The sequence below is a fragment of the Methylotuvimicrobium sp. KM1 genome (genome assembly GCF_044788715.1).
In the GTDB taxonomy this organism is placed as follows: Bacteria; Pseudomonadota; Gammaproteobacteria; order Methylococcales; family Methylomonadaceae; genus Methylotuvimicrobium.
Genome location: NZ_CP173170.1, coordinates 4,609,985 through 4,633,795 on the forward strand (window position 1 = coordinate 4,609,985; position 23,811 = coordinate 4,633,795).

Sequence of the window (23,811 nt, forward strand, 5' to 3'; positions counted from 1 at the left end):
GTGAAATAACACAGATCAATTACTTATGCCGCATAAATGAATAAATAGATAAAAACTCATTTAAAAACCGACTGAATTTGCATCTGGATTTTTTCCGCCATCGACTTACGGTCTTCGGCATCTCGAATCGGACGACCGACGACAATATAGTCGGCTCCGTTACGGAAAGCTTGCTCGACACTGACCACACGCTTCTGATCGTCCTCTTCTCTATTATCGACCGGCCTAATACCCGGAGTGACAACCAACAAACGATGATCTAATTCCTCCCTTAACATAGACGCTTCCAACCCTGATGAAACAATACCGTCGCAGCCGATTTGCAAAGCACGCTTGGCGCGCGATAAAACTAAATCTCGTATATCACATTGAAACCCCAAATCATCGAGATCCCCCCTATCCAAGCTAGTTAAAGCGGTCACCGCCAGTACTTTTAATTGCCCTTTTTCCTTCGCGGCCGCCTCCATAATGGCATCGTTACCGTGAATAGTCGCCAGGTCGACACCTTTGCTACTCAGCGCGCGAATTGCCCGTCCGACCGTGGCCGGCACATCAAAAAATTTTAAATCGACGAAAACCTTTTTGTTCTGTAGTTTCAACCATTCGATAAAGCCAAAATAATCCCCGGACATGAACAGCTCCATGCCGACTTTATAGAAAATCACCGAATCGCCTAATTCTTCGACCAAGGCTCGGGCTTCAGGAATACTCGGTACATCCAACGCCATGATCAAGCGCTCGCGGACAGGAATGGATTTTTCAGAAATAAAAGTTTCGGTCATGAGCAAGTATCGATATGCAATAGTAAAAGACTCTCTATATTACCGAAACTTAATTCAACAGTGAATGTTAAAATAGCGTTCGACTAATCCACCCTGCCTAAGGCACATGTCAAATGCGCCTTAACCGCATTACAACTAAGTAATTAACGCATCTATGATCTTCACTCTGCTGCAAATGGCCGGATTAATCGCCTGCGGTATTGGTTGGCGTTGGCTTCGCCCAGGCGAACTTAGCGCCGAACAAGTTCGACCGGTTTTGACCACGGTGGTCTATTATTTGTTTTTACCTGCAATGATACTGGAAGTTCTGTGGCGTTCGGATATAGGCGTAAAATCGCTGCAATATACGTTGCTGGGTACATTAAGCATCACTTTTGCAATGATTTGCATCTGGCTAATTGGGCGAGCCCTTAACATTCAAGATAAAAAACTTGGCGCGATTATTCTGGTCACCGCCTTCCCCAATGTCACCTATCTTGGCTTGCCCGTTTTAGAAGAAACCTTCGGTCATTGGGCCCGTTCGGTTGCCATACAGATTGACTTGTTTGCTACCGCGCCTTTTTTATTTACTGTCGGCATCATGACTTCCCGGCATTTTGGCGAAAACGATAGCCAAAAACACAAACCGACTTGGCTTAATCTCAACGCCCCGCCTTTTTGGGCAGCCTTATTGGCGGTAATTTTAAACATAAACCAGATCGCTGCTCCCGAGTGGTTACTGGGGGTTTTGCAGAAACTTTCGGCCGGCGTCGTGCCGATCATGCTTTTTTCATTGGGTTTGGCATTGAGCTGGCAAAGCATCACTTTGCGTAATCTACCTTATGCTCTGCCGATTATTTTGATTAAACTATTTTTAATGCCGTGGTTTGCCTTGCAAGTATCGGTATTTTCAACGTTGGATGAGGCGCATAAGGCCGCAGCGGTCTTGGAAATGGCCATGCCCAGCATGGTATTAGGCATTGTTTTTTGCGACCGCTACCGGCTAGACAGTGCTCTCTATGCCATGGCGGTAACGCTAACCACCGTCTTAAGCATGGTTACTCTACCTTTTTGGTACCGCATCATTACTACAACGTAAGTACATTTATGAATCCGACCCTAGAAATTTTCTCGCAAGGCGAAGAGATCGTCACCGGACAAACTGTCGATACCAATGCGGCCTGGCTTTCTCAAGCCTGCGTAAATATGGGTTTTACAGTTTCCAGACATACCGCCGTCGGCGACCGGCTCGATGAACTCATAGCGCTCTTAAAAGAAATCTCGTCTCGCGCCGATTGCTGTATCTGTACCGGGGGACTGGGCCCTACATCCGATGATTTAACCGCTCAAGCAGTCTCTTTGGCTTTCTCTATGCCCTTGCAATTCGACACGATAGCTTTCGAGCAGATTGCCGGCTTTTTTAAAAACAGAGGCAGAACCATGCCTGAAAGCAATCGAAAGCAAGCCTATCTTCCTAGCGGAGCCTTACGCATTGATAATCAATGGGGAACCGCCCCAGGATTTACCCTACAATACAATCGTTGTCGATTCGTCTTTTTACCCGGCGTTCCGTTCGAAATGCAACACCTATTCAATGAGTTTGTTAAATGTTTTTTCGAACGGCACTACGCCCTTAACCCTAAGCAATTAGTCACTCTAAAAACCATCGGTATCGGCGAATCCGACATACAGACGGCCATCGCAGATATTACAATACCTCAGGAAATTCAACTCGGCTTTCGTGCCGGTCCGGATCATATCGAAACAAAATTACTCGCCCCCGCTCAATATCCTCGCCAGAAACTCGACCTATATATTGATACAATAAAAAGCCGTCTAGGTGATTTTATTTTCGGAATCGCTGACGATCGCAACCATTGCGACGATTTACCTAGCACGATCGATAAAATGATGCGAGACCAACAACGAACGGCGATTTTCATTGAAACCATAAGCCAGGGACTCATGGCAGCGAAATGCTCGCTTGCCAATGAATGGCTTTTAGAAACTCATTACCAAAGAAGCTCTGCACATATCGCCGACCGATTTTTGGTCGCTCTTGACGATATGGACTTGCCAAGCCAAGCGAAAAGCATCGCGAATGCGGCAAGAAATCAAAGCGGCGCGGATCTTGCGCTCATACAGTTCTACAGAGAAGACAACACAATAGACAAACAAGACAGCACTATTACCATTTACAACGCGTTGTTAAGCCCCGAAGGCTTGCGGCATTCGACTCATACGATCGGCGGCTCCGTTAAACGAAAACAAAACCAAGCCGCGTTGCTGGCATTGGATTTATTACGACGGTATTTACAAAATATAAATCATTACAAAACATAAATTAATATCATGCCTTTAATTCGACTAACCAATGTTTCTATTGCCTACGGAACCCATGCATTGCTGAATAATGCTAATTTTCAACTGGACCCGGGGGAACGCGTCGGGCTTCTTGGGAGAAACGGCGAGGGAAAATCCACGTTAATGAAAATTATCGCAGGAAACATCCAGCCCGATCACGGCGAAATCTGGCGCCAACCCGAATTGAAACTCGCGTGGTTAGAACAGGCTCCGGAATTGGTTGGCGAATCCACCATTTACGATGCCGTAGCCGCCGGACTGGGCGAATTAGGCCAATGGATAACCCGTTACCATTCTTTGTCTACCCAGCTAAATAATGCTGACGATAAAACACTGCAAGAACTTGGCGATCTACAGCATAAACTGGAATCCAAAAACGGTTGGCATTTTCAACAACAAGTCGAATCGACTTTAAGCCGACTGAATCTCCCGGGAGAACTACCGGTCAAAAGCCTATCGGGCGGCTGGAAACGCCGAGTCGCACTGGCAAGGGCCTTAGTCATCGAACCTGAATTGCTGCTCTTAGACGAACCGACCAACCATCTTGACTTGGAGAGCATCACTTGGCTGGAAGAGCAATTATTAAATTTTCAAGGAGCCGTCTTATTCGTTACCCATGACAGATTCTTTCTTCAAAGATTGGCAACCCGTATTGTCGATCTCGATCGCGGCAATTTAACATCCTGGCAAGGGACTTATGATGACTACCTTCGCCGTAAGGCATCCGCACTGGAAGATGAAGCCAATCAAAATGCCGAATTCGACAAAAAACTGGCCCAAGAGGAGGTCTGGATTCGCCAAGGCGTAAAAGCGCGGCGCACCCGTAACGAAGGGCGTGTTCGAGCACTCAAGAAATTACGCGACGAACGCGCGCAGCGCCGCAATGTTCAAGGCACGACCAAATTATCTTTGGATCGCGGCGACACATCGGGTAAAAAAGTCATCGAAGCGACCGATCTTTGCAAAGCTTTCGACGGGAAACCGGTGGTAAAAGATTTTTCAACACTCATTCAACGCGGCGACAAAATCGGCTTGATCGGTCCCAATGGCGCAGGAAAATCGACACTGTTGAAACTTTTACTCAAGCAATTAGAACCGGACAGCGGCACCGTCGAACAAGGCACTCGCCTGCAAGTCGCCTACTTCGACCAACTGAGAGAACAACTCGATCCGGAAATGACTGTCGCCGATTCGATTGCCGACGGCAATGATTATGTCGAAATTGCCGGAAACAAACGCCATGTCATGTCATACCTCGGCGACTTTTTATTCGCGCCGGCGCGAGCACGCTCGCCGGTCAAAAGCCTTTCCGGCGGGGAAAAAAATCGCTTACTCCTTGCGCGATTGTTCACGAAACCGGCCAACCTGATCATCATGGACGAACCCACCAATGACCTGGATCTGGAAACCCTTGAGCTATTGGAAGAAAAACTTGTCGATTATGACGGCACTTTATTATTAGTCAGCCATGACCGGAGTTTCCTGGATAATGTTGTTACCAGCGTACTAGTTTTCGAAGGCGGCGGCGTCATAAGCGAGCATATCGGCGGCTATAGCGACTGGTTTGCAAACTATCAAAACACCAAAGCCGCCGACATTGCTGTCAAAAAAACCGAAAGCATTGAAAAAAAAACCAGCAATGACACGCCGAAAAAGAAAAAACTCTCTTATAAAGAACAAAAAGAATTAGATGAACTTCCGGACCTGATCGACCGTCTTGAATCTGAACAAACAGCCATTAATGAAAAAATCAATTCCCCTGATTTTTATAAAAGTGACCCTACTTTGATCGCCGATACCCTTGAGAAACTGAAAACCATTGATAAAGAGATGGAACACGCCTTTCAACGCTGGCATGATCTCGAAGCCATGACTCATTAAATATTAAAATTCATTGCATCAAAAGCAATACTACCTTATCATTGCCTGTTTCCATTCGCTGATGGATTAAATACCGGAGAGATGGCCGAGTGGTCGAAGGCGCACGCCTGGAAAGTGTGTATACGGCAACGTATCGAGGGTTCGAATCCCTCTCTCTCCGCCACCGACCCAAACAGCCCCCGCAACAAACCCAGCAAAATCAACACTCCCCGCCTTTTTCAAGTCCCATAATGACCCATAAAAACCCTAGTTATCCCGCAAAACTTACGGTATAAATGACGGTATAAATCACTTCTGAAAAATTTATACCGTATGAACCTCACCGATATTGAGATAAAAAACGCCCAAGCCGCTGATAAGCCTTACAAACTGCATGACGGTCAAGGCCTTTATGTGTTAGTTCATTCGAACAAATCAAAGTACTTTCGAATAGATTACAGTTTCGCCGGAAAGCGTAAAACACTTGCCTTAGGCACCTATCCGCGAACACGACTCAAGGAAGCTCGAGAAAAAGCTTATACCGTAAAAAAGCAACTCGAGGACGGTATAGACCCGTCATTAGTCCGCCGATTGGAAAAAGCCGGGATCAAAGAGAACACCTTCAAAGCCGTGGCTAATGAATTTTTAGAGGCCAATTCAAAACGATGGAGTGAAGCGCATCGAAACCATATTCAAGAATGTTTTGATCGGGACGTTTACCCTTGGCTTGGCGATCGACCGTTAAAAGATTTATCGGCCATCGAGGTTTTAACCGTATTGCGGAGGATCGTTGATAGAGGCGCACTCGAAACCGCCGCCCGAACAAAACAGTTCATTGGTCAAGCGATCCGTTACGGAATCGCCCACGGCAAAGCCGAACGGGACGTAACGCAAGACTTACGCGGCGCGCTGCCTTCACCCGTTAAAGGACATTACGCGGCAATCAAGACACCGAAGGAACTCGGCCAATTATTACGGGACATTCACGCCTACAAGGGAAGCTTCATTGTTCGAACTGCCTTACAGATTCAGCCGCTTGTCTTTGCCAGGCCGGCTAACCTTGTCATGATGGAATGGTCAGAGCTTGACCTTGATCTTGCTGAATGGCGTATACCCGGCGAAAAAATGAAGATGAAAACCGATCATATCGTGCCGCTGGCAAAACAAGCCCTTGAGTTGCTTCGGGAGATTCAACCGCTCACCGGCCACCGGCAATATGTTTTCTATTCCCCAAACGACGGACACATAAGCCGGGAGACTATCGGCGCAACCATTCGCCGAATGGGTTACACCGGCAAGCACACCGCCCACGGATTCAGAACCACCGCTTCAACAATCCTACATGAACAAGGTTTTCATTCCGACATGATCGAGCGGCAACTTGCCCACGCCGAAAGAAATGCAGTCAAAGCCGCCTACAATCACGCGCAATATCTGCCCGAACGGCGGCGAATGATGCAAGCCTGGGCGGATTATCTTGATGCACTTCGAAAAGGTGCCGATGTAATACCGATCCGAAAAAGCGTCTAATTATTTGTAGGGCCCGACGAATTCGGCGGACCCTGCAAAAGACGACCACAAAACCGAATCGCGCGAAGCGGAAAGTTTTTGATACAATCGATTCGCCAAGCTAGGTTAGCTCCCGAATCCCGAACTCGTCCCTCGGCTGCTTGGCAAATTCTCGACGGCTAACCTTGACGGGGTTATGAAGACAAACAAAAAACAAAAGGCGTTTATCGACTTTGTTGTGCAACGCCAACTTGAAAAACAACTATCGAAAGACCGGCTCAACCAATGGCCGCCCACCCCAACCTTGCTAACTTGTCCTGATGATTTAAGAGCTGCATTCAACGGCGGACTTGATAACCGGGACCACTGGACAAAATCAGACTGGCAAGCATACGCCCTGCACCTCGAAGAATCCGGCAAACAGTTTGCCGAACGCCTCACCAAAGCTGAAGCCTTGCGACTCTTGGCGGAACATAAGCTAAAGAGAACAGTTCCGGCCAAGCCCGACACCAAGCCCGACATCAAGCCCGACATCAAGCCCAACGACCCAAGCGAAAATAAAACGCTCCTCACCGGAAAACCTGCACAGCCGCAAACCGACAGACCGAAACGCGGACGGCCTCCTAAAGACTTTGAGTCAATCGATAGACTTATCGACCGAGCCGCCAATATTCAGCGAGGCTCAAATAAAACTATTTCCAATGAACAAGCCTTAACGATGGCTTGCCGAAAGCTTGCATTGTCGCCCGACTGCATAGATAAAATCGTCACACCCGCGACAATCAACCGCATGAGCCGCCTAGCTCCCAAGCGTAAAAGTTCTCACGAAAAATAGATAACCTCAGGTCACGCGAATTATCGTGAAACTATTTTCACTACCCCCGCTTTAAAAACTTCAACAAAATCAAAACAATTTTTTCACGAAAAATAATTGACCTCAGGTTTCTATTTTAACGTGAAAAAATATGTGAATAATAGATTGCCAACGTAACAAAAACGCTTGGCTATCATGAACACCTCGACAACCTCTTTAATCCCCATCGATCCCTTATATTTCAAGGCCTCCGCAACGAGTGCGGACGTTCAGAAATTATTTTTCTGCTCATTTGTGGGTTATTTTTGGGTTATTTTTGGGTTATTTCTGGTTATTTTTTTCGGGCGTTATTTTGTTGTTCATTTTTTAGTTTTCGCCCCGTATAACGTGCCCCACGTTAAAAAAAACGAGGGGCCACATGTCTGATAAAACCGAAAATTTAACACCGCTTTTTCTGCGAATTTCGGAAGTCGTGCGCGTCACTGGCCTTTCGGCCACTTCGATTTACCGGCTCGCCGAATCCTCCGAATTTCCGAAGCCGGTTAAATTAGGGCCTCGCGCCTCAGCATGGCGTTACACCGACCTGATTGAATGGGCAAACACCCGCGAGGCGGCAGAATGACGAAGGACATAACGGAAGAATTTCGAGCGTTTCTCGCGGATAACGGTATCACAGTTATTGGTCAACTCATTGCCGACAAGAAATTGCATCGAATTGATATCGAGGGAAAACGCAAGGGCAATAAAAACGGGGCTTACGTCATCCATCCCGACCCGCCGCCAAGTGGCTATTTCGAGGACCACTCATCCGGTGGAATCAAGCTTTTTTGGCGATCCAAACGCGTCACTAATCAAAAACTGACCGCCAAACAAATCAAAGCTCAGCGCCGAAAAATCGAACGGCAACGGGCCAAACGCGAGGCCGAAGAGCAAGCAAAATTTGCCGCTGGAGCCGAGCGGGCGCAATCGTTTTGGGCGCAGTGCGAGCCGTGCGAATTTCATGAATACCCGATTAATCAAAAAAAATTGCAAGCCACATACGGTGGCCGCGTCGGAACGTGGATTCGATTCGTCGAAAACGAGTTTGGCAATCGCACCAAAATCACGATCCCGAACACATTCGTCATTCCAATTTTTAACGAATCCGGGACGTTGGTAAATCTGCAAGGCATATTCCGCCACCAACATCCAATACTAGGCCGCGCGAAGGACTTCGTGCCCGGCTGCCGGCTTGGTGGTTGTTTTTACTGGATCGGCAAACGTGCGGACGATGAGGGAACCGTCCTGGTCGCTGAAGGTTTTGCCACTGCTGCATCGCTACACGAGGAAACGCAATGCCGAGTCTATGTGGCCTTTTCCGCCGGCAATCTCGAAAAAGTCGCGCGAATCGTCCGCAAACGCCTTCCAAGAGCCCAAATCATCATCGCAGCCGATAACGACGAAAAAACGCGTGGAAATCCCGGAGTCACCGCCGCAACCAAGGCCGCCGCCGCAATCGGAGGGAAGATACTAATCCCGCCCGTTCCCGGTGATTGGAACGATTACATCACCAGTTTAAGCGATTGAAATTTATGGAAAATAAAAAAAATAGGCCGGATTTGAAACTGGTCGAAACGGCGGTCGATGTCGAATCGCCGAAGGGCGGCGGCGGTTCTGGCGGCGGCGGCTCATCTCTGGAAATGCGAAATCGGTTCGGTCCGTCTAGGGAATACGAAATAATCAACGGCTGCCTTCATCAGCACAAGGGCGAAAAAATCATGAAAAGATTAAACGCGTTCGCCAGAATTATTGAGCAGATTAATCTCGACGATGGTCTTGCCATTGTGCCGCATTACCGCATCTTCGGGACGGCGGAGAACGGCGCAGCTTTGCCGGAAATTCTCGTGAAGGTTTCCGAATTCGAATCGACTCCCTGGTATTCGCTCCACTGGGCCGGGCGCGTAATCGAAAGCGTAGGCGGCTGTGCCCGCCAGCATGTGAATGTCGCCACAAAATACCTTTCAATCATTGACGGAGAAATTCCGGTCAGAACGGTTTATCGTCCGCTTGGCTGGCACAAAATCGAGGATTGTTATTATTTTATCACCGCGACAGGGGGCATTGGCGAAACCGGCCTCAATTCTACAATCGAGTGCGATCCAGGCGGCGAGAGGATGCAGTTATACGCGATGCCAGAACCGCTGGCGGAAGATGAGTTGCGGGCGGCTTTACTTTCAGTTATGAAGTTTTTCGACACAGTCACCCCGGCAAACTGTCGCATAGGTTTGCTTTCGCTAATTCTACCATTCCGCGCCGTGCTGAATTTTGCCTTACGAAACAATTTCGGTGTTGTTTTCGAAGCAAAAACCGGCACCGGGAAATCGGAACTCGCCGCCATTATCGCGTCATTTTTCGGTAAATTTGACGGCAACACGCCGGTCTCGAATTGGGGAGACTCCTATCTGGATATGACGATAAAGTCTTTTACACTCAATGGTTTAGTTCACATTATCGATGATTTCGTAATTGAAGGCTCAGCGTCCGCAGCGGAAAAATTGACGCAAAAATTTATAAGTTTTGTTCGCGATGCAGGCAACCAAGCCGCAATCGGTCGCCGCAAAACGGACCATAATTCAATGCAAACCGCGTGGCCGCGTTCGCTCACGATAACTACAACCGAGGGCCTACCAAACCTGCCGGCTTCGGTGTTCGCGCGGCTCCTGATCGTATCCATACCGCCCGATTCGATCAATTTTGACGCCATTACGGAAGGGCAGCGATTGGTTGCGGATGGCGTGTTTGCTGGTGTCATGGCCGCGTTCATCAAGTCGATTGCGCCGCGAATCGATGAGCTTAAAGCGCAAACTATAGAGGATGCCGCGATCTGGCGAAACAAAGCTCGAAGCGGCGATAGCGCCAACAGTCACGCCCGCGCGGCTGATATTTTTGGCGGCCTCATGGTCGCAGCTGACTTGTTCGCCGACTTCGCGGCGGACGCAATCGGTAGCGAATTCGAGTCCGGTCAGTTTTTGATCGATTTCGAACGGGAAATGGCAACAACATTTCGGCATCAATACGAACCACAAGCCGATGCCGACCCGGTGCGCAAATTTTTTGACCTCCTGCTTGCTGCGATGCGAAGCGGGGCCGCGCATCTTGCGGATTCTATTAATAAGGGGCCGCCTAAAGAAAAACCGCATGTTTTCGGCTGGACGAGGCAGGCCGCTCTAATTCCGGAAGCCCAGGATTCGCATTCGCCCAATGGCTCGCTTGTTGGCTTTCAGCACTTTGAGAGCGGCAAATCGGAGGTGTGGCTCCTGCCGACCCAGGCGTACCGGGAAGTTGTACAGTTCGCCAAAAGCTCGGGGGAGCCTTTCATAACGCCAAAAAAGCTGCTTGCTAAAATTTTTATCGAGCGCGGCCTTGTCGAAACAGTCATCGAAAAAAACCGAGCCAATCCGCGTGCTGACATTAATCGAAAGCTGGCTAGCGGCAAGGTTTGGGTTTTCAACAGCAACATTTTTGACGTGCACGTTGAAGACGAAAAATTCAAAGAAAATCAAGATGATGAATAACAAATTCGAGCGGGGCTTGATCCGTGAATTCCAGGAACTCGAGCGCTATTTTGAAGGACGCGCGAAGTATCGGCCATCGTGCAACCGGATCAGACGATTAACCCGCGCGGCTGGAAACCATTACCGCGAAAACTGGCGTGACTTTCCATTGAAACGGCGCGTTCACTGTTTTGAACACCGCCTTCACGAGGGCGGTTTTATTGTCGTGAAGTATTGCGTTTCCAGTTGGGGGCGCGTTCGGATTGTGCCACCGACGAAATACCCACTTACCCGCCGAAATTTGTTAGGCCTAGATTAGAGAGACTCATGACGACACGAAACAGATTCGATTTTTCAAAATTTTCAGATAACCAACTTTTTCAAGAGATGCAAAAGACACGAATGCACTTGAACATTTTACAGCTCGAGTTCGACAAGCGCGTAAACATTCGCAGGAAGCCAAAAAAGTTATCCGTCCACGATTTCCGGAAAGATCCGAAATGACCACTCAAAGTGAAATTAAAAAGCGGCTTCTCCCATTTGAAACCGTTAAGCCGGATATCGTCGAGGCCTGCACCCAAGCGCTTGATGCCCTTTATAAGTGTTCGGGCGTTTCGGCTACCGATCATGTTGAGCGTTTAATTCTCGAGCAGTTTACAGAGGCCTGCACGATCCTTGCCGGCGTTCGATGGAATTTAACCGACCGGATTGAATTGACCGCCGAAATGCCGGACGGCGAACCGTTAGACGAACTGGACGAAGCGGAGGAAACCGAGCTATGACAACACTTTGCCAGCAATGCAAGCGATTTGAAGACGGCTATTACTGCCAGGCCATGCAACAAAACGCGCCGCCGAACGTTTCGCAATGCAAAAGCTTTGCGCCACTGCCGGCACCCAAACCCGATGTAACCGAACAACCAACCAGAGAGTAAACACATTATGACTGACATTAACCTAGAAGTTGTCCGCCGTTCCGCTGCAATGGCGAAACAATCCGAACGCCCCAAAATACTTCACGCCCAGCTCGAGCAGCTCCGCGCGGAAAAAAACCCGAAGAACCGGGGCGAGATCGAAGCAATTAAAAATGAATTGGCGGCGCTTGCGGCTGCCGGTTATCGATAACGAAGGGGTAATTATGGCATTAGACACAGTTGCAACCATTCTAGGCCGCGTAAAAGTTGCGCCGCCTGATTCGCCGATAGCGGTTTTTAAATGCGATAAGCCGGGACTGCTCCGCGCGGTCTTCGGCGCAACAATCGATTCTAGGCTAGAAATGGATGCTAAACGCGGCGAGTTAATCGGCGCATTTTGTCAAAATGATGATGAGGCCATCGTCAAACGTAAATTGATGGATGGCATATTTTTTTCAAACAGAGGTACTAAAAATGAACCAACAACAACCGAATAAAAGCGAAGTCCCGGTATTTTGCACCGATTACCGCGAAATTCAGAGACGGCAAAGGCTCGAGCGCTTAGGCGAGATCGGCGACCAACTAGCCGACCTAAAAATGGAAATGTCTCACCGGATCAAGCACGGCGTCAACTATCACGACATCGAAAAAAAAATGGAACACTTACGAAATGAAGCCGCCGGCTTGACAACAGCGAGCCAAATTTAATTTTTGCTGAGTGAGGCACCATGTCTCACCAGTAAAACTTTACTAAACCTTTAAAAAACTTTACTAAAACCTTTAACAAAACAATTATGAACATTGAACAAATACAAGCCGAAATTCGCAGAAAAACCGCTGAACTTGAGCGATTAGACGGCGAAATTGACAGAATACGCCCTTATAAGCGCGTTGATACATTCCCGCTAACGGATGCAATCGCAGAGCTTTTGGCAAGCGGCAAGACCGACAGCAAGACCACGCAGAGAATAGAAAAACTTGAGGCCGAGCTTGAACTTGCGCAGCGGCACAATGCTACGCTTGCCGATGCCAACAAAGGCAAAAACGACATTGCCGACGCCATCGACCGAAAGATTAAAGCGCTTGAAATCGAGCTTAGGGCGGATCGCCAAAAGCTCAAGGAATTAACAACCGAACTCCTACTGTCCGAACTCGAGAAGCATAGGGCCGGATATCGGAAAGCCTTGGACAAATTTTTAAACGAGGTTGCATGCGCGGCGGAAATTTCCGAGAGGCTCCGCGTGCTGCACTGGGATCGGCATAACCCACACCTTTGCAGCTTCCAAAGCGAGATCGGCAATGATTACGAGAGCGGATATATCCGCGTTCGCATGATGCCGGGATTGGTTCAGCCTTCTAACGGCTCGTATATTCATACGCTCGTTAGATCAGCCGGCGAACTACCCAAGCAAGACGCGGTCGAGAAGATTTTTAAAGAACACGGCATTGACGATGACTTACTACCTGGCCGGCATTAACAGAGTGTAATTACCGTAATTATATAATTACGGTAATAATTTTATTATTTTATGAGGATTTTATGATTTCAGACAGATTAGCAACATTTTCACAGGAGCAGGCCGTTACCGATTCGGCGTTTGGTGTTGACAAGATCGACCTTGCGAACGTCGTCGATGTGCAGGATTCAAGGGATATCGGCGACGGTGTGCCGCTTAACGTGGCGTTTGGTGTTGATGAGTCGGCGGCGGCGTCTGGAAGCGCTACCGTGACCTTCCAGGTTGTAAGTTCTGACTCGCCGACATTGAGCGATCATGTCGTATTAGCGCAGTCGGGAGCGATTCCCAAGGCCGACTTGGTGGCCGGTCGTAGTCCGATAGGCGTATCGATCCCGCAAAGTCATTCCCTAAGCGAACCATTCGGCAAGCGTTACATCGGCGTTCGATATGTGATTGCATCGGGACCACTGACAGCCGGCAAGTTTTCCGCCGTGCTGATCGCCGGATCAATTCCGAGTTCCGGTCGGCTTTATGGTGGCGGCTTCACCGCTGTTTAAGCCCATTATGGCAATATAACCACTGGCGGCGTGAAGCCGTCAGTAATTTACTACTGAGGTTTTTATGAGAGCGTATGCTAAAAACAATCCGAGTCGGATGATTGCCGAAAGGCCGCTTGAAAATAATGAGCGGTTCTTGATTCACACAAAAGATGGAACCTATTCTTCAGAAAAAGCCAGAACCATTGGCGAGGCCTTCGAGCTAAACCCGAGCGCTTTACAGATCGACAGGGTTAGAATGGTTCACGATGAAAACGGCTCGAGGGTAGAGAATTTAGGTAGCACCGCTAACCCTGAATTACGGCGATATCTTCGGCAATTTACAAAAAAATGAGGTGATTTATGTCAGTTTTTGACGATAGAAAGAAAAATGGCACCAGCGGCGAAGCTTTGTCTATGACAATGGCTCTTACGTTCCCCGATAAGGAATTTCCAGGGGAACCGACGAAGGACGAGATTCTTCTTGCGAGGTCGTCGGGGTTGAAATCGGCCTATGAGTTGGTTGAATATGATCGGCTAAGGCAAAGAGCAGCAGCTCCGCCACCACCGCCACCACCGCCGACGAATGGTTATAAGTGGGGGAGCAAAGACAATAAGACGCTTTTGACGTGAAGAAACCGCAACGATTGCCGTTAGGTAAAGAAACTTACATTTAAAAGTTAATAAGAATTATCATATATTTCAAAGGCTTGTGTATTTTATGCAAGCCATTCGTTTTACGAATTAATTAAAATTACCTTAAGACCTTGAAAAACATTTCTGAAATGCTAGACTTAAATCCGACGAATACAAATTCGTGCCGGGTTGGTAGCCGGTTCAGCAAAGGCGCATAAGGTCATGCGCCGTCAGGCTCATGGCTTTTTTTATGCCCTCATCATTATGGTGGGTGTGTAACAGGAGGCGAAAGCCTGCCGGACCCTTTGCCCGGTCTACCAACCTGTTACATCACCCACCGCCCAAAGTTTGGTAGCTCTGGCCGGTGGTTTACAACCGCAGCAAAGGAGCACGTCATCATGACCACTCAAAATCCATCCAACCAAACTACCGTCCGCATCTACATTGATCGCGACGCGGCCACCCTTGCCGGTTACGACCTACACGGCAAAATCGAACGAACCGTCAAACCTTCGGAACTCACCGCGCAACAACGACAAACCCTTGTCGATATCAATTTCATCATTGGCGAAGGCAACACCGGCGCCAAGATCGACGGCACCGAAAGCATTACCGAGCTGTTAGACCGAGCCTACAACAAAATCCTTACCGATCAAGCCAAAGAGCAAGCCCGAATCGATGAGGCGGTCGAGATCATTACCCGGCGGATTGTCGAAAACTCCGCATATAACCCGCATCACATCGATACGCGCACTGGCCGCTTAGAGATCGAGCAAGGCAAACATGCGCTTATTCAAATCACATCCGAAAAAGCCGATAAAACATGGATGCACCGATATTTTTATCAAAGCGCTGGAACTTTGTATTTCGGCAAAGATAAATCTATTGATGAGATTCGCGACAGAGTTCTATCGAATCCGGAAGTTGGAGACCGCCTTGCAAGCCTGGATCAAGTCGCCGACCACATCCAAGGGCAACTTGACCGAGCCAAGGAAACCCGCGACCGGATCGCCGCCGAACGCAAAGCAGCGACCGAAAAGGCCGAGGCCGAAGCCAAAGAGCGAGAAGCCGCACAGCTCCGCGCGTTTGCCAGAAACATGATGACAGCAATAGACCAGCGGAAATTCGAGGCCGGTTTGCTTCCAAACCATGAGATTCTTTGCGCCATGGCGGATTATGTTTTTGAGCCCCTGGATCAATTCGAAGCCGTGGACCGTGCGGCACTCTATGCCGATGCTAGGGATTACCTGAGCGAATACGGCGGCACGATCCAGGAGATTACCCGCGAAGTTATCACACTGACCGACGACCAATTTTTAACACTCGAAGCCATCAAGAGGGAGGCTAACCAATCATTACCCGGCGCAACGGTCGAGGCGTTGAAATTGGTATTGTATTCGGATAATGCGCTAGAAGATTACGACCCCGAGATTGAATACGTTATTGCTCGAGTTAGCGTTAAGCATGGAGAGTTCGACTTTCAAAAGGACTTCATGCTTTACGAAACCGACGAAGCTGACGACAGCGTGGAGGGTTAAATCATGAACTGGCATGTATTAATCAAGGCCTTTCGCGGCAATAAAACCCTGTATTCCGATTGTGGTCATAAACATCGATCTATCGAGGCTGCAAAGCGTTGCCAACGTAGGATATCGCAGCAAGAACCCGAACCGGGCGTGACTATCGCCTTTGTCGATTTGCGTTTAGTTGGGGGTACGTCATGAAGCCGTGGTCAACGTCGAAACAAAATACAAAACCTAATGCCGATTTATCGACAAGGCTTGTCAATATCTTAGCGGATCAGGAAAAACAACGAGGTTTAAAACCGATGCCATTGGAGGCCGATCTTTTGCTTAAGCGCATTGAGCAAGGCGGTCAATCCGGGGATTATTTGGCGGACGCTTTTAATTCAACTTATCGGAATATTCCTTTCGGCCAAAGCCTTTTCGATATCATCCACCTGGACGCCGAAGCCTTCCGGCTTTTTCATGAAATCCTTCACATTCGGCACGTTCCCGGTTGGTCGGATGATGAGCTTTTTGTCATTGAGCGCAAGATCAAAGCGATTAGGGAGGCTAGATAATGAATAAGCCAATTTCAAAGAACATCGTCGAACGTGTCGTTATCGTCCCGGAAAATAAGCGCTTGGACTTTCTTTATGAGCATTTCCGTACACCGCTTTTCGATCAGCTCGTGTTCAGGATCGCGGATAAGGTTATTAAAGATTATTCTGGCGGCTATTTCGAATACTGCCTGCTCGAAGATTCTAAGGCCGCCTTCCTTCGCCTGGGATCGAGCGAAGGCTTTACGTTAATTAATCCCTTCACGAATGTGGAACTCGAGAACGTTGACGATACCCCGACCGGCTTGATTGTTTCGCTCTATGCCCTGGGCCTACTGATTGAAGACCAAGGAGACCGATGCCACGAAAGCCTTCACGATATCTTTCATGACATACGAACCGCGATTATCGATTATTGCGACGAGGTCGGGCGGCATGACATTTTTTATTGCTTAGTCGATTGAGGGGGCGAACATGATAAATAGTAATTATTACGGTTCACCCGTTCAAAATTCGATCGGCGACTTGGTTAAAGTGCTTCACTTGGAGGAAAAAAGCCGGAACGATGCCGAGATTAAAGGTGTTCCGGCACTGCATCGGCTGTTCAATATAGCCAAGTCAAACAGCCGGCAAGCGTTGGTTATTCGCCGGTTCTTGCTTGGTTTGTATGATGGCGCACGGTTCCCGGTCAACCTGAACAGCTTGCGTTATTTAGACGTTAATATTATCGATGACTCGCTTTTGGTTTTGGGCATGGACGCGATGAGTTTATCAGCTAATATCGACGACCATATCGCCAAAGGTTCGATGTTCTTCGAGGCTTGGGCGCGAAATGCGGAGGTGCTGCAATGAGTATTCAATGTTTAAACTGGGCGTTCACTCTACCGCTAACCGGCGCAGCAAAAGCCGTAATTATAGCCTTGGCCGATAGAGCTAATGATGTTGGATTCTGTTACCCATCATTCGCCAATATTGCGCAAAGGGCGGGCTGTTCGAGAATGACAGCAATTAGGTCAGTAGAGAAACTTGAGGCGTTAGGGTTTTTGGAGAAAATTAAAGGAAAAGGCCGTTCAAATGGGTATTTTTTGAAGCTTGAGTTATCCACAGAAAACGACCAAACCAGTAACACCACGATACCGGAAAGCGGTTATCAACAAGTCACACCATGTGACCAAGTAGTCACACCATGTGACCTTGGTAGTAACACCATGATACCCAAATCATCAAGAACCACCAAGAATCAAAAAAACGCGCGCGAGGAACGCCTAGAGAAAACCTCAGCGGACAAAACGGAGCAAGCTGACGGGCATTTGAGTTTCAAACCCTGGCAGCCGCCGCAAACTCAGCGGCAAATTGACCGCGAAACCGGACGCGGAGAGCTGCAATCGATCAAGCAATTTTTGGGGGCTAGATCATGATCCGCCTGGAGATAGTAAAAAACAATCGGGTAATTGCGCGGCTACGGCTCGACAAGGACACATCGAAAGACCTTCTCGAGCTTCTTTCGCGCGGTTACGGCATACAACCCATTTTGCAAGCCGGGGCGACTATCCCGGCTAAGGCGGCAAAATGAAAGAAGCAGTGATTACCGGATTTTTAACCGGCGCATTAGTTGGCGTGATATTAATTTTCGCGGCTGGCTATCTGGAAAACTGGTGGCGGGCAACTTCATACCGCAGGTGGCGAAAATGAAAACGCTCTACGTCATTATGGCAATAATGCTAATCGTTACATCCTGCCGGGCCGGTGCCGATATCTTCATCGTTCAGCGCATTGTGATCGACGAAAAAGCATTGTTTCGATTGTTATCGAAGCCAAGACCGACAGCTAAAATTTCAATCAGGAAGGAATACGATAATTGCCGGCTTGGTGATCGGATCGCCTGGGCATACTTAATCAATCATTCAGTAAACACAACAAAGTGAGGCTTAACAATGGATATAAAAGAACTTATCGAGCAAGTTAAAAACGAATCCGGAATTGATGGCGTTGCGAGGATAAAAGCCGATCATGAAAAACACTTGAAAAAGAAAAAAGAAGACCACGAAAGGATTGAAAAGGAAACTGTTTTTTGGGTTCTCAATGAAGCATCTTACGAGGAACTTAGCGATATATTTCATGACCGAACCGGACGATACATGCAAAAAATAAAGCACAATCGAGGTGAAATTTATTCATATATTTTTCTGTCTACGGTGCTTGAAGTCATAGACAACACGCCGGTATTAATTAAAATATTTTATCGATAAAGCGTTAAAGTTTCTGAATAAAACTAACATTTGCCCTCATGGATCGAGGGCGTTTTTTGAAGTCGCCGGTTAGCCAAAAAGCCTGACCAAATCACTATATTTTAGCGAAAAAACCGGCGGCTTCACAAAGCGAACAGAAAACCATCACACCCGCAAACTACCCAACAAACGAAATTTCAAATTCCAAAGAAAACCGGCCTTAACGTGTTTTTTATGCCTTACCCTTTACGCCTGCATTGCTTCAACCATGAAAACAGCGCCGCACAAGCAAGCTATTTTAATCTTCATAGCTTTTGACGATCTGTATTAGCCGCGCCCGTTCCCTCTCAACTTTCCCCCCATCATTGCCCGCCCTTTTTCGCTGTCAATCTTTGGCGGATCGCTCAGTAAATTTTTACTAACTGCTCACCAAGTCGATATTGGCCGGCTTGATCCCGGTTCTGCTCGATCTGAACTCAGGGCGATATCGACAACGACACCAAAAAGCTATTCCTCAGGATCATTTAATCGGGTCAAACAGGTGTTCCAAACCCATTTTTTAGAGTTTTAGATTATGTTTTGGGCTCCGGAGCCACAAAAGCCCAGTTCATGGGCTCCGCTAAGCCCATGATAAATATAAAAAAAACAGGTCCAGGCCCAAAAGCCCGTTTTTTTCACCCCTACACACACATACAAAAAAAACTCTCACATCGCTACACCTCTATCAACACACATAAATATCTATATATATATAATTATTTAAGGCTTTTGGGCTTTATATAAGTATATAGTATATAAAAGATATATAAATCATATACATACACGGAGCCCAAAATTTTTTTATTTTGGGCTTTCGTGGGCTTTGTGGGCTCCAAAATGGGCTTTTTTGGGCTTTTCAATGACAAACCGGGTAAAACAGGCCGCCGACAACCTATAATTTCAAGGCTGCAATTCGCCGGCGCAATCGAAAACGAAGACCAATCCGTCATTGGCGGTAAAGCGCTCAACCCGAACCGACCACCAAGCCGCCATTGCTTACAATCCGAACCGGCGTTATACTCTCCCCCACTTCAAAACCTCACCAATCCCACCGACCGCCATTAAGCCGCCAAGGCTCCCGGACTTTCCCACCCTACCGCCTGTTTACTTTTGTTTACTTTTTCCGTTACCTGAACATCAAAAACCTGACAGAATCCTGAAAAAAGTCGCTACAGGTAAACATTTTTCATTGACATTGAAATTTTCCTGCCTGCCCTGCCTGCACTGGCGTGAGCAACGAGGGCTTAGGGTATAGGTAAAGGTTCCGACGAATCCGAAGCAAACTGTAAAATACAATCATAAAATTCACTGGACCAACTCCCGGCAAGCTTGCCGAATATCCTCCTGGATAAAATGCTTATTCACTCGCCGCCATCGATCCAAAAACACGTCCAGCGCTTTATCACGCACGGTATAAAACGCGGTATAAGCAAAAATCGGTCATTCATAAAGCCTTAAGATTCAAGCGGCTATAGAAATAATTCGATTGTCTCTCTCTCCGCCACCGACTCTAGCCTTATTACAATTCACTTCACGGTATATTCGATATGGTTGGCGGATACTGGAACATCTATTACACCCACCCGATTTGATGAGATACAGGGCCGATTGATCCGCCCTTACTTTTTTAGCCCCTTCTATAGCCAATGTCCTCGCAGGTACAAGATGTACAGTGGACCAGCAAGCAGGACGCATCGTCCTAGAATAAAGCATTTTAGATTAAAAAAATAAGATTTTCATTTAACAACTTACTTTGCGCTTGCATTGAACTTTCGTTCACCCAAGAGGCTTGCAAGAATGTTTAGGTAATTTTCTGAAATATACCTTTAGCATTTCAAATTTCGGCAGTACCTAAGGAGGCGCCGGCATGGATGCGAATCTCACCATACTGGCTTCGATGCTGATCGGCCTAGTACCGATACCTGTTAAGTCCCGCCATATTCAAGACTATCATTATAAGCAAGTCATTAACTATTGACTCAAGCATCACGGCTGATACATATACAATGGTTGCTAGGTGTTATTACAATACCGTCGTCGATCGACTTACATCAACCGACTGACCTTGCCAAACGACTTAACAACAAAAGCCTCTTTTGAGCTAACAATCTAAAATTACAATACTTTTCAATTTAACAAATTGAGTTTCCTGCATCCTGAATTCTGTTAGAATCTCATTTGTGCTCACAACCCCATACTACACAAATAACAACAATGAAAAATTTTAAATTCTTGTTTATTATCATCGGCTTCATCGGACTTATATTATTTCAGCGCGAAGCCATCATGCCATTTGTGCATAAAGTAGCCAGCTCCGATCTTTTTCTCGTTGACTCAGAAGATATCGGTGATCTAGAAAGTATTTCCAATGAAATGACCGACCTGGCATTTACCTTCTGTAACAACTACATCAAGGAAGAGCTTGATAATAAATATTCGGTATTCTTTTCGGCACAGCCGCTTAACGCATGGGGTATCGGCAACCACCAATACGTTATTAATGCTGAGGTTGAAATAGCAGGCCCCGAAACGGCAAGCATCACTCGAAGATATGCTTGCCGGATTAAATACAAAAAAGGCGATGATCTATCAGGAATTTTGAATACTGATAATTGGTCGGTTGACGGATTATCCGGCATTGACGAGTTATAAACCGATTAGCCTAGAAAAAACCATTTCACCATGAAGAATAGGAAGTTAATTCATTAACTTGTCATTCGGCTGTGTATAACTTCCCCTCGCACAAAAGGTTTGCTGGAATGTTTAGGTACTGTCTTGAAGCCCTTCATGCGCTTCATGGTAAAACTGCCAAATTTTAGATTAGCACCTTCTCGAACCCTATTCACTGCAAAAAAATGCCCTTTTAATAAAGGGCATTTTTTAAGGCTATGTTCGCGTTAATAGTTGATACCCATTTGAACTCAAAGTCAACAGAAACCAAAGGATATAGCTCTAAATAACTTGCTTTTTTCAATATTGAGCGAATTGTTGAAAGAAGGGTACGGTTACTCGATTGACAGGTGTCGGCGGCAGGGCAGATTTTTGCTCCTGCAAAATCTGCATTCATGCCATCCATGGCAATCAGTCGCCGCCGTCAAGCACTTACATGGACGTATTTACGGCGTCCTGTCAGGCGAGTAATCGTACCGTCTTACACACTCAGTGTATTAGAAAGCACTCATTGGCTATTTCCTAAATGGTTTATTTAGCAGGAAAGATAACCGTTTCAACTTCTAACGCGAACATAGCTTTTTTAAGGTGGCTTTAAATCATGCCTATTGCACGTCAAATTTCGGCATTGACACATGCGACATCGGGGCAACTCTCTTAGACTTGCCGACCCTCGCCTACATTATAGTCATAATTTAGCTAAGGAGCATGCACACTAAAGACCTGCTTGCGGCCTTCCTTATCGAACGCAATGACTTTATAGGCGTCTTTGCGATCGCCCATTTCCATACCGGGCGTCCCGACAGGCATCCCCGGCACAGCAACACCTAAAACATCGGCCTTTAAACTCAAGAGTTTTTCGATATCTTCGACAGGCACATGACCTTCGATCACATAATCGCCCACTATTGCCGTATGACAGGAAGCCAGTTCGCTGGGAACCCCATATTTACGCTTAACCGAGTCCACATCGTGAACAACATTATCAATCACATTAAAGTTATTATCCTTAAGATGTTTGACCCATTTTCCACAACATCCACATGAAGGGCTTCGATAAACCACAACATCCTTGGCCACTCCAATCTCGGCCAAGGCTAAGCGACCGGCAAAAACCAAAGACACCATCATCATTATCGTTAATATTTTTTTCATTCATTACTCCTATGAAATCGACATGAATTCATTTTATAGTTAAAGCATCACCGGGCCCTTGACTATACCTATCGCAGATCAAAATTCGGCACCGAAGACCCTATCGGGCGAGTGACAGCCCCCCTCCGCCACGCCTCGCACTGTCATTTACCGGGGCGGTGACCAGACTTCATGATCGTTACTGTGAAATTACACGATGACCGGAGAACTCGACCAATAGGTGTCGAAATTCGATTAACAAAGATTATCTTTTTTTTGCTAATGGTGAAGCGGCTCGCCCGTCATCGTCGCAATGATATTTCTAGCACCGGCATTTTCTCTATGTTCACATAAATAAACACCTTGCCATGTTCCCAACAACAACCGCCCCGAACCCACCGGTATTGTCAACTGACAGCCGATCATAATGTTTTTTATATGCGCTGGCATATCATCACTTCCTTCGAGCGTATGTTGATAATATGGTTCATTTTCCGGGACCGTTTTGGAAAAATAAGCCTCCATATCTATTCTGACATCGGGGTCGGCATTTTCATTAATCCCCAAAGACGCCGAGGTATGCTGGATAAATAGATGTAGTAACCCGCACTTGATCGCACCTATCTCGGGTAAACCTTGACGGATTTCAGGGGTGATTAAATGAAAGCCGCGTTTTTTTGAACTTATTTTAATTTGCTTTTGGATCCACATGACTTGTTTACTCGCTCGGCATTAATTTTTAATAGCCCCTAATCCAACTTAGCGCGATTTTTAAGGTTTCCTGCCCAAAGGCATCGAACAACGACAAGTCGAGCAATGCAATATCGAACTCTCTACTTTTCAGAGCCTCAAGCGCATCACTTAGTCGTTTCAAATGAAATAAATGAATCTGATTGGTACTATTTTTGCTTAACACAATTCACGCAACAATATCGCATCCGGCTTATGATCCTCAATGACTCCCTTTATACTCAAAAAATGGTTAACTTTATGAAGGTATGGGGTGTGTCTAGCGAGAATGCCGGCAACAGGGCAGATTTTTTGCTCCATGCAAAATCTGCATTCACGCCATCCTTGGCGTTCGAGCCCCGTCAAGCCCCAATGGACGGGTTTACCCAGCGCCTAATTCCATAGGTCATTGGCAATGATTCAATATCATGGTTCATTTAGGTGCTGGGTATACGGCAATCCTCGTTAGACACACCCCATACCTTTTATTCTTAGCCCATGTTTAACACTAACATTTAAAAACCATTATAAATCATAAGCTTACTAATTTAAAAATCGTCGTCAGG

At 47.0% G+C, this 23,811-nt stretch carries 30 protein-coding genes and 1 tRNA gene; 27 read left to right on the forward strand and 4 right to left on the reverse strand.

Translation table 11 applies throughout. The features are described from left to right. Positions 1-56 precede the first annotated feature (56 nt). The gene (gene pyrF, locus ACINK7_RS20050) at positions 57-782 is read right to left on the reverse strand and encodes an orotidine-5'-phosphate decarboxylase (RefSeq protein ID WP_125217182.1); all 726 of its coding nucleotides are present in this window, start codon (positions 780-782) and stop codon (positions 57-59) included. 154 nt (positions 783-936) lie between these two features. Here pyrF and ACINK7_RS20055 point away from each other — a divergent pair, with 154 nt between their 5' ends. From ACINK7_RS20055 to ACINK7_RS20185, 27 genes are all read left to right on the forward strand, one after another. Further along, the gene (locus tag ACINK7_RS20055) at positions 937-1,860 is read left to right on the forward strand and encodes an AEC family transporter (protein WP_404358064.1); all 924 of its coding nucleotides are present in this window, start codon (positions 937-939) and stop codon (positions 1,858-1,860) included. Positions 1,861-1,868: 8 nt separating this feature from the next. Beyond that, entirely contained in the window at positions 1,869-3,104 is a 1,236-nt protein-coding gene (locus ACINK7_RS20060) for a competence/damage-inducible protein A (RefSeq protein WP_404358066.1), read from the forward strand. Between the two features lie 9 nt (positions 3,105-3,113). Then, the gene (locus tag ACINK7_RS20065; RefSeq protein ID WP_404358068.1) at positions 3,114-5,006 is read left to right on the forward strand and encodes an ATP-binding cassette domain-containing protein; all 1,893 of its coding nucleotides are present in this window, start codon (positions 3,114-3,116) and stop codon (positions 5,004-5,006) included. A gap of 75 nt (positions 5,007-5,081) precedes the next feature. Further along, positions 5,082-5,169, forward strand: a tRNA-Ser gene (locus tag ACINK7_RS20070). A 149-nt stretch (positions 5,170-5,318) separates the two neighbouring features. Beyond that, positions 5,319-6,515, forward strand: a complete 1,197-nt coding sequence (locus tag ACINK7_RS20075) for a tyrosine-type recombinase/integrase (RefSeq protein WP_404358070.1) — start codon at positions 5,319-5,321, stop codon at positions 6,513-6,515. A 175-nt stretch (positions 6,516-6,690) separates the two neighbouring features. After that, positions 6,691-7,329: a hypothetical protein gene (locus ACINK7_RS20080; protein WP_404358072.1), complete on the forward strand. Its 639-nt coding sequence runs from the start codon at positions 6,691-6,693 to the stop codon at positions 7,327-7,329. A 397-nt stretch (positions 7,330-7,726) separates the two neighbouring features. Beyond that, positions 7,727-7,930 carry a helix-turn-helix transcriptional regulator gene (locus ACINK7_RS20085; RefSeq protein WP_404358074.1) on the forward strand — a complete coding sequence of 68 codons (204 nt, stop codon included), beginning with the start codon at positions 7,727-7,729 and terminating at the stop codon, positions 7,928-7,930. Then, a complete protein-coding gene (locus ACINK7_RS20090; RefSeq protein ID WP_404358076.1) occupies positions 7,927-8,874 on the forward strand; it encodes a toprim domain-containing protein in 948 nt (315 codons plus the stop codon). Before ACINK7_RS20085 ends, ACINK7_RS20090 begins: the two co-directional genes overlap by 4 nt. Positions 8,875-8,879: 5 nt before the next feature. Then, positions 8,880-10,862 (forward strand): hypothetical protein, encoded by a 1,983-nt coding sequence (locus ACINK7_RS20095; protein ID WP_404358078.1) that lies wholly within the window; start codon positions 8,880-8,882, stop codon positions 10,860-10,862. A gap of 479 nt (positions 10,863-11,341) precedes the next feature. Continuing rightward, entirely contained in the window at positions 11,342-11,623 is a 282-nt protein-coding gene (locus ACINK7_RS20100) for a hypothetical protein (RefSeq protein WP_404358080.1), read from the forward strand. Then, a complete protein-coding gene (locus ACINK7_RS20105) occupies positions 11,620-11,775 on the forward strand; it encodes a hypothetical protein (RefSeq protein WP_404358082.1) in 156 nt (51 codons plus the stop codon). The genes ACINK7_RS20100 and ACINK7_RS20105 overlap by 4 nt, the downstream gene beginning before the upstream one ends. 7 nt (positions 11,776-11,782) lie before the next feature. Beyond that, complete coding sequence (locus ACINK7_RS20110; protein WP_404358084.1) at positions 11,783-11,965, forward strand: hypothetical protein; 183 nt, start codon at positions 11,783-11,785, stop codon at positions 11,963-11,965. A 13-nt stretch (positions 11,966-11,978) separates the two neighbouring features. Next, the gene (locus ACINK7_RS20115; protein ID WP_404358086.1) at positions 11,979-12,251 is read left to right on the forward strand and encodes a hypothetical protein; all 273 of its coding nucleotides are present in this window, start codon (positions 11,979-11,981) and stop codon (positions 12,249-12,251) included. Continuing rightward, complete coding sequence (locus tag ACINK7_RS20120; RefSeq protein WP_404358087.1) at positions 12,229-12,462, forward strand: hypothetical protein; 234 nt, start codon at positions 12,229-12,231, stop codon at positions 12,460-12,462. The genes ACINK7_RS20115 and ACINK7_RS20120 overlap by 23 nt, the downstream gene beginning before the upstream one ends. A gap of 86 nt (positions 12,463-12,548) precedes the next feature. Next, positions 12,549-13,232, forward strand: coding sequence for a hypothetical protein (locus tag ACINK7_RS20125; protein ID WP_404358089.1), 684 nt, complete (start codon positions 12,549-12,551; stop codon positions 13,230-13,232). A gap of 62 nt (positions 13,233-13,294) precedes the next feature. Next, on the forward strand, positions 13,295-13,768 hold the full coding sequence (locus tag ACINK7_RS20130) for a Bbp16 family capsid cement protein (protein WP_404358091.1): 474 nt from the start codon (positions 13,295-13,297) through the stop codon (positions 13,766-13,768). Positions 13,769-14,110: 342 nt separating this feature from the next. Beyond that, on the forward strand, positions 14,111-14,380 hold the full coding sequence (locus tag ACINK7_RS20135) for a hypothetical protein (protein ID WP_404358092.1): 270 nt from the start codon (positions 14,111-14,113) through the stop codon (positions 14,378-14,380). A gap of 401 nt (positions 14,381-14,781) precedes the next feature. Continuing rightward, positions 14,782-15,921: a hypothetical protein gene (locus ACINK7_RS20140; protein WP_404358094.1), complete on the forward strand. Its 1,140-nt coding sequence runs from the start codon at positions 14,782-14,784 to the stop codon at positions 15,919-15,921. Positions 15,922-15,924: 3 nt separating this feature from the next. Then, entirely contained in the window at positions 15,925-16,107 is a 183-nt protein-coding gene (locus ACINK7_RS20145) for a hypothetical protein (protein WP_404358095.1), read from the forward strand. After that, positions 16,104-16,466: a hypothetical protein gene (locus ACINK7_RS20150; protein WP_404358097.1), complete on the forward strand. Its 363-nt coding sequence runs from the start codon at positions 16,104-16,106 to the stop codon at positions 16,464-16,466. The genes ACINK7_RS20145 and ACINK7_RS20150 overlap by 4 nt, the downstream gene beginning before the upstream one ends. After that, the gene (locus tag ACINK7_RS20155; protein ID WP_404358099.1) at positions 16,466-16,909 is read left to right on the forward strand and encodes a hypothetical protein; all 444 of its coding nucleotides are present in this window, start codon (positions 16,466-16,468) and stop codon (positions 16,907-16,909) included. Before ACINK7_RS20150 ends, ACINK7_RS20155 begins: the two co-directional genes overlap by 1 nt. 10 nt (positions 16,910-16,919) lie before the next feature. Further along, the gene (locus tag ACINK7_RS20160) at positions 16,920-17,297 is read left to right on the forward strand and encodes a hypothetical protein (protein ID WP_404358101.1); all 378 of its coding nucleotides are present in this window, start codon (positions 16,920-16,922) and stop codon (positions 17,295-17,297) included. Further along, positions 17,294-17,863: a helix-turn-helix domain-containing protein gene (locus tag ACINK7_RS20165; RefSeq protein ID WP_404358103.1), complete on the forward strand. Its 570-nt coding sequence runs from the start codon at positions 17,294-17,296 to the stop codon at positions 17,861-17,863. The genes ACINK7_RS20160 and ACINK7_RS20165 overlap by 4 nt, the downstream gene beginning before the upstream one ends. 151 nt (positions 17,864-18,014) lie before the next feature. Next, positions 18,015-18,137: a hypothetical protein gene (locus ACINK7_RS20170; RefSeq protein ID WP_404358105.1), complete on the forward strand. Its 123-nt coding sequence runs from the start codon at positions 18,015-18,017 to the stop codon at positions 18,135-18,137. Further along, positions 18,134-18,370, forward strand: a complete 237-nt coding sequence (locus tag ACINK7_RS20175; RefSeq protein WP_404358107.1) for a hypothetical protein — start codon at positions 18,134-18,136, stop codon at positions 18,368-18,370. The genes ACINK7_RS20170 and ACINK7_RS20175 overlap by 4 nt, the downstream gene beginning before the upstream one ends. Positions 18,371-18,379: 9 nt before the next feature. After that, the gene (locus tag ACINK7_RS20180) at positions 18,380-18,694 is read left to right on the forward strand and encodes a hypothetical protein (RefSeq protein ID WP_404358109.1); all 315 of its coding nucleotides are present in this window, start codon (positions 18,380-18,382) and stop codon (positions 18,692-18,694) included. Between the two features lie 2,232 nt (positions 18,695-20,926). Then, entirely contained in the window at positions 20,927-21,364 is a 438-nt protein-coding gene (locus ACINK7_RS20185) for a hypothetical protein (RefSeq protein WP_404358110.1), read from the forward strand. A 211-nt stretch (positions 21,365-21,575) separates the two neighbouring features. Here ACINK7_RS20185 and ACINK7_RS20190 read toward each other — a convergent pair whose 3' ends face one another. The 3 genes from ACINK7_RS20190 to ACINK7_RS20200 form a co-directional block, all read right to left on the reverse strand. After that, positions 21,576-21,788: a hypothetical protein gene (locus ACINK7_RS20190; protein ID WP_404358112.1), complete on the reverse strand. Its 213-nt coding sequence runs from the start codon at positions 21,786-21,788 to the stop codon at positions 21,576-21,578. 293 nt (positions 21,789-22,081) lie between these two features. Beyond that, positions 22,082-22,537, reverse strand: coding sequence for a DUF411 domain-containing protein (locus ACINK7_RS20195; protein WP_404358114.1), 456 nt, complete (start codon positions 22,535-22,537; stop codon positions 22,082-22,084). Between the two features lie 258 nt (positions 22,538-22,795). After that, positions 22,796-23,227 carry a secondary thiamine-phosphate synthase enzyme YjbQ gene (locus tag ACINK7_RS20200; RefSeq protein ID WP_404358116.1) on the reverse strand — a complete coding sequence of 144 codons (432 nt, stop codon included), beginning with the start codon at positions 23,225-23,227 and terminating at the stop codon, positions 22,796-22,798. Positions 23,228-23,811: the final 584 nt, after the last annotated feature.

What these genes read in the sequence shown, in the direction of transcription:
- pyrF (WP_125217182.1), bottom strand. Translation starts at nt 782, where the DNA reads ATGACCGAAACTTTTATTTCTGAAAAATCCATTCCTGTCCGCGAGCGC.
- ACINK7_RS20055 (WP_404358064.1), top strand. Translation starts at nt 937, where the DNA reads ATGATCTTCACTCTGCTGCAAATGGCCGGATTAATCGCCTGCGGTATT.
- ACINK7_RS20060 (WP_404358066.1), top strand. Translation starts at nt 1,869, where the DNA reads ATGAATCCGACCCTAGAAATTTTCTCGCAAGGCGAAGAGATCGTCACC.
- ACINK7_RS20065 (WP_404358068.1), top strand. Translation starts at nt 3,114, where the DNA reads ATGCCTTTAATTCGACTAACCAATGTTTCTATTGCCTACGGAACCCAT.
- ACINK7_RS20075 (WP_404358070.1), top strand. Translation starts at nt 5,319, where the DNA reads ATGAACCTCACCGATATTGAGATAAAAAACGCCCAAGCCGCTGATAAG.
- ACINK7_RS20080 (WP_404358072.1), top strand. Translation starts at nt 6,691, where the DNA reads ATGAAGACAAACAAAAAACAAAAGGCGTTTATCGACTTTGTTGTGCAA.
- ACINK7_RS20085 (WP_404358074.1), top strand. Translation starts at nt 7,727, where the DNA reads ATGTCTGATAAAACCGAAAATTTAACACCGCTTTTTCTGCGAATTTCG.
- ACINK7_RS20090 (WP_404358076.1), top strand. Translation starts at nt 7,927, where the DNA reads ATGACGAAGGACATAACGGAAGAATTTCGAGCGTTTCTCGCGGATAAC.
- ACINK7_RS20095 (WP_404358078.1), top strand. Translation starts at nt 8,880, where the DNA reads ATGGAAAATAAAAAAAATAGGCCGGATTTGAAACTGGTCGAAACGGCG.
- ACINK7_RS20100 (WP_404358080.1), top strand. Translation starts at nt 11,342, where the DNA reads ATGACCACTCAAAGTGAAATTAAAAAGCGGCTTCTCCCATTTGAAACC.
- ACINK7_RS20105 (WP_404358082.1), top strand. Translation starts at nt 11,620, where the DNA reads ATGACAACACTTTGCCAGCAATGCAAGCGATTTGAAGACGGCTATTAC.
- ACINK7_RS20110 (WP_404358084.1), top strand. Translation starts at nt 11,783, where the DNA reads ATGACTGACATTAACCTAGAAGTTGTCCGCCGTTCCGCTGCAATGGCG.
- ACINK7_RS20115 (WP_404358086.1), top strand. Translation starts at nt 11,979, where the DNA reads ATGGCATTAGACACAGTTGCAACCATTCTAGGCCGCGTAAAAGTTGCG.
- ACINK7_RS20120 (WP_404358087.1), top strand. Translation starts at nt 12,229, where the DNA reads ATGAACCAACAACAACCGAATAAAAGCGAAGTCCCGGTATTTTGCACC.
- ACINK7_RS20125 (WP_404358089.1), top strand. Translation starts at nt 12,549, where the DNA reads ATGAACATTGAACAAATACAAGCCGAAATTCGCAGAAAAACCGCTGAA.
- ACINK7_RS20130 (WP_404358091.1), top strand. Translation starts at nt 13,295, where the DNA reads ATGATTTCAGACAGATTAGCAACATTTTCACAGGAGCAGGCCGTTACC.
- ACINK7_RS20135 (WP_404358092.1), top strand. Translation starts at nt 14,111, where the DNA reads ATGTCAGTTTTTGACGATAGAAAGAAAAATGGCACCAGCGGCGAAGCT.
- ACINK7_RS20140 (WP_404358094.1), top strand. Translation starts at nt 14,782, where the DNA reads ATGACCACTCAAAATCCATCCAACCAAACTACCGTCCGCATCTACATT.
- ACINK7_RS20145 (WP_404358095.1), top strand. Translation starts at nt 15,925, where the DNA reads ATGAACTGGCATGTATTAATCAAGGCCTTTCGCGGCAATAAAACCCTG.
- ACINK7_RS20150 (WP_404358097.1), top strand. Translation starts at nt 16,104, where the DNA reads ATGAAGCCGTGGTCAACGTCGAAACAAAATACAAAACCTAATGCCGAT.
- ACINK7_RS20155 (WP_404358099.1), top strand. Translation starts at nt 16,466, where the DNA reads ATGAATAAGCCAATTTCAAAGAACATCGTCGAACGTGTCGTTATCGTC.
- ACINK7_RS20160 (WP_404358101.1), top strand. Translation starts at nt 16,920, where the DNA reads ATGATAAATAGTAATTATTACGGTTCACCCGTTCAAAATTCGATCGGC.
- ACINK7_RS20165 (WP_404358103.1), top strand. Translation starts at nt 17,294, where the DNA reads ATGAGTATTCAATGTTTAAACTGGGCGTTCACTCTACCGCTAACCGGC.
- ACINK7_RS20170 (WP_404358105.1), top strand. Translation starts at nt 18,015, where the DNA reads ATGAAAGAAGCAGTGATTACCGGATTTTTAACCGGCGCATTAGTTGGC.
- ACINK7_RS20175 (WP_404358107.1), top strand. Translation starts at nt 18,134, where the DNA reads ATGAAAACGCTCTACGTCATTATGGCAATAATGCTAATCGTTACATCC.
- ACINK7_RS20180 (WP_404358109.1), top strand. Translation starts at nt 18,380, where the DNA reads ATGGATATAAAAGAACTTATCGAGCAAGTTAAAAACGAATCCGGAATT.
- ACINK7_RS20185 (WP_404358110.1), top strand. Translation starts at nt 20,927, where the DNA reads ATGAAAAATTTTAAATTCTTGTTTATTATCATCGGCTTCATCGGACTT.
- ACINK7_RS20190 (WP_404358112.1), bottom strand. Translation starts at nt 21,788, where the DNA reads ATGGATGGCATGAATGCAGATTTTGCAGGAGCAAAAATCTGCCCTGCC.
- ACINK7_RS20195 (WP_404358114.1), bottom strand. Translation starts at nt 22,537, where the DNA reads ATGAAAAAAATATTAACGATAATGATGATGGTGTCTTTGGTTTTTGCC.
- ACINK7_RS20200 (WP_404358116.1), bottom strand. Translation starts at nt 23,227, where the DNA reads ATGTGGATCCAAAAGCAAATTAAAATAAGTTCAAAAAAACGCGGCTTT.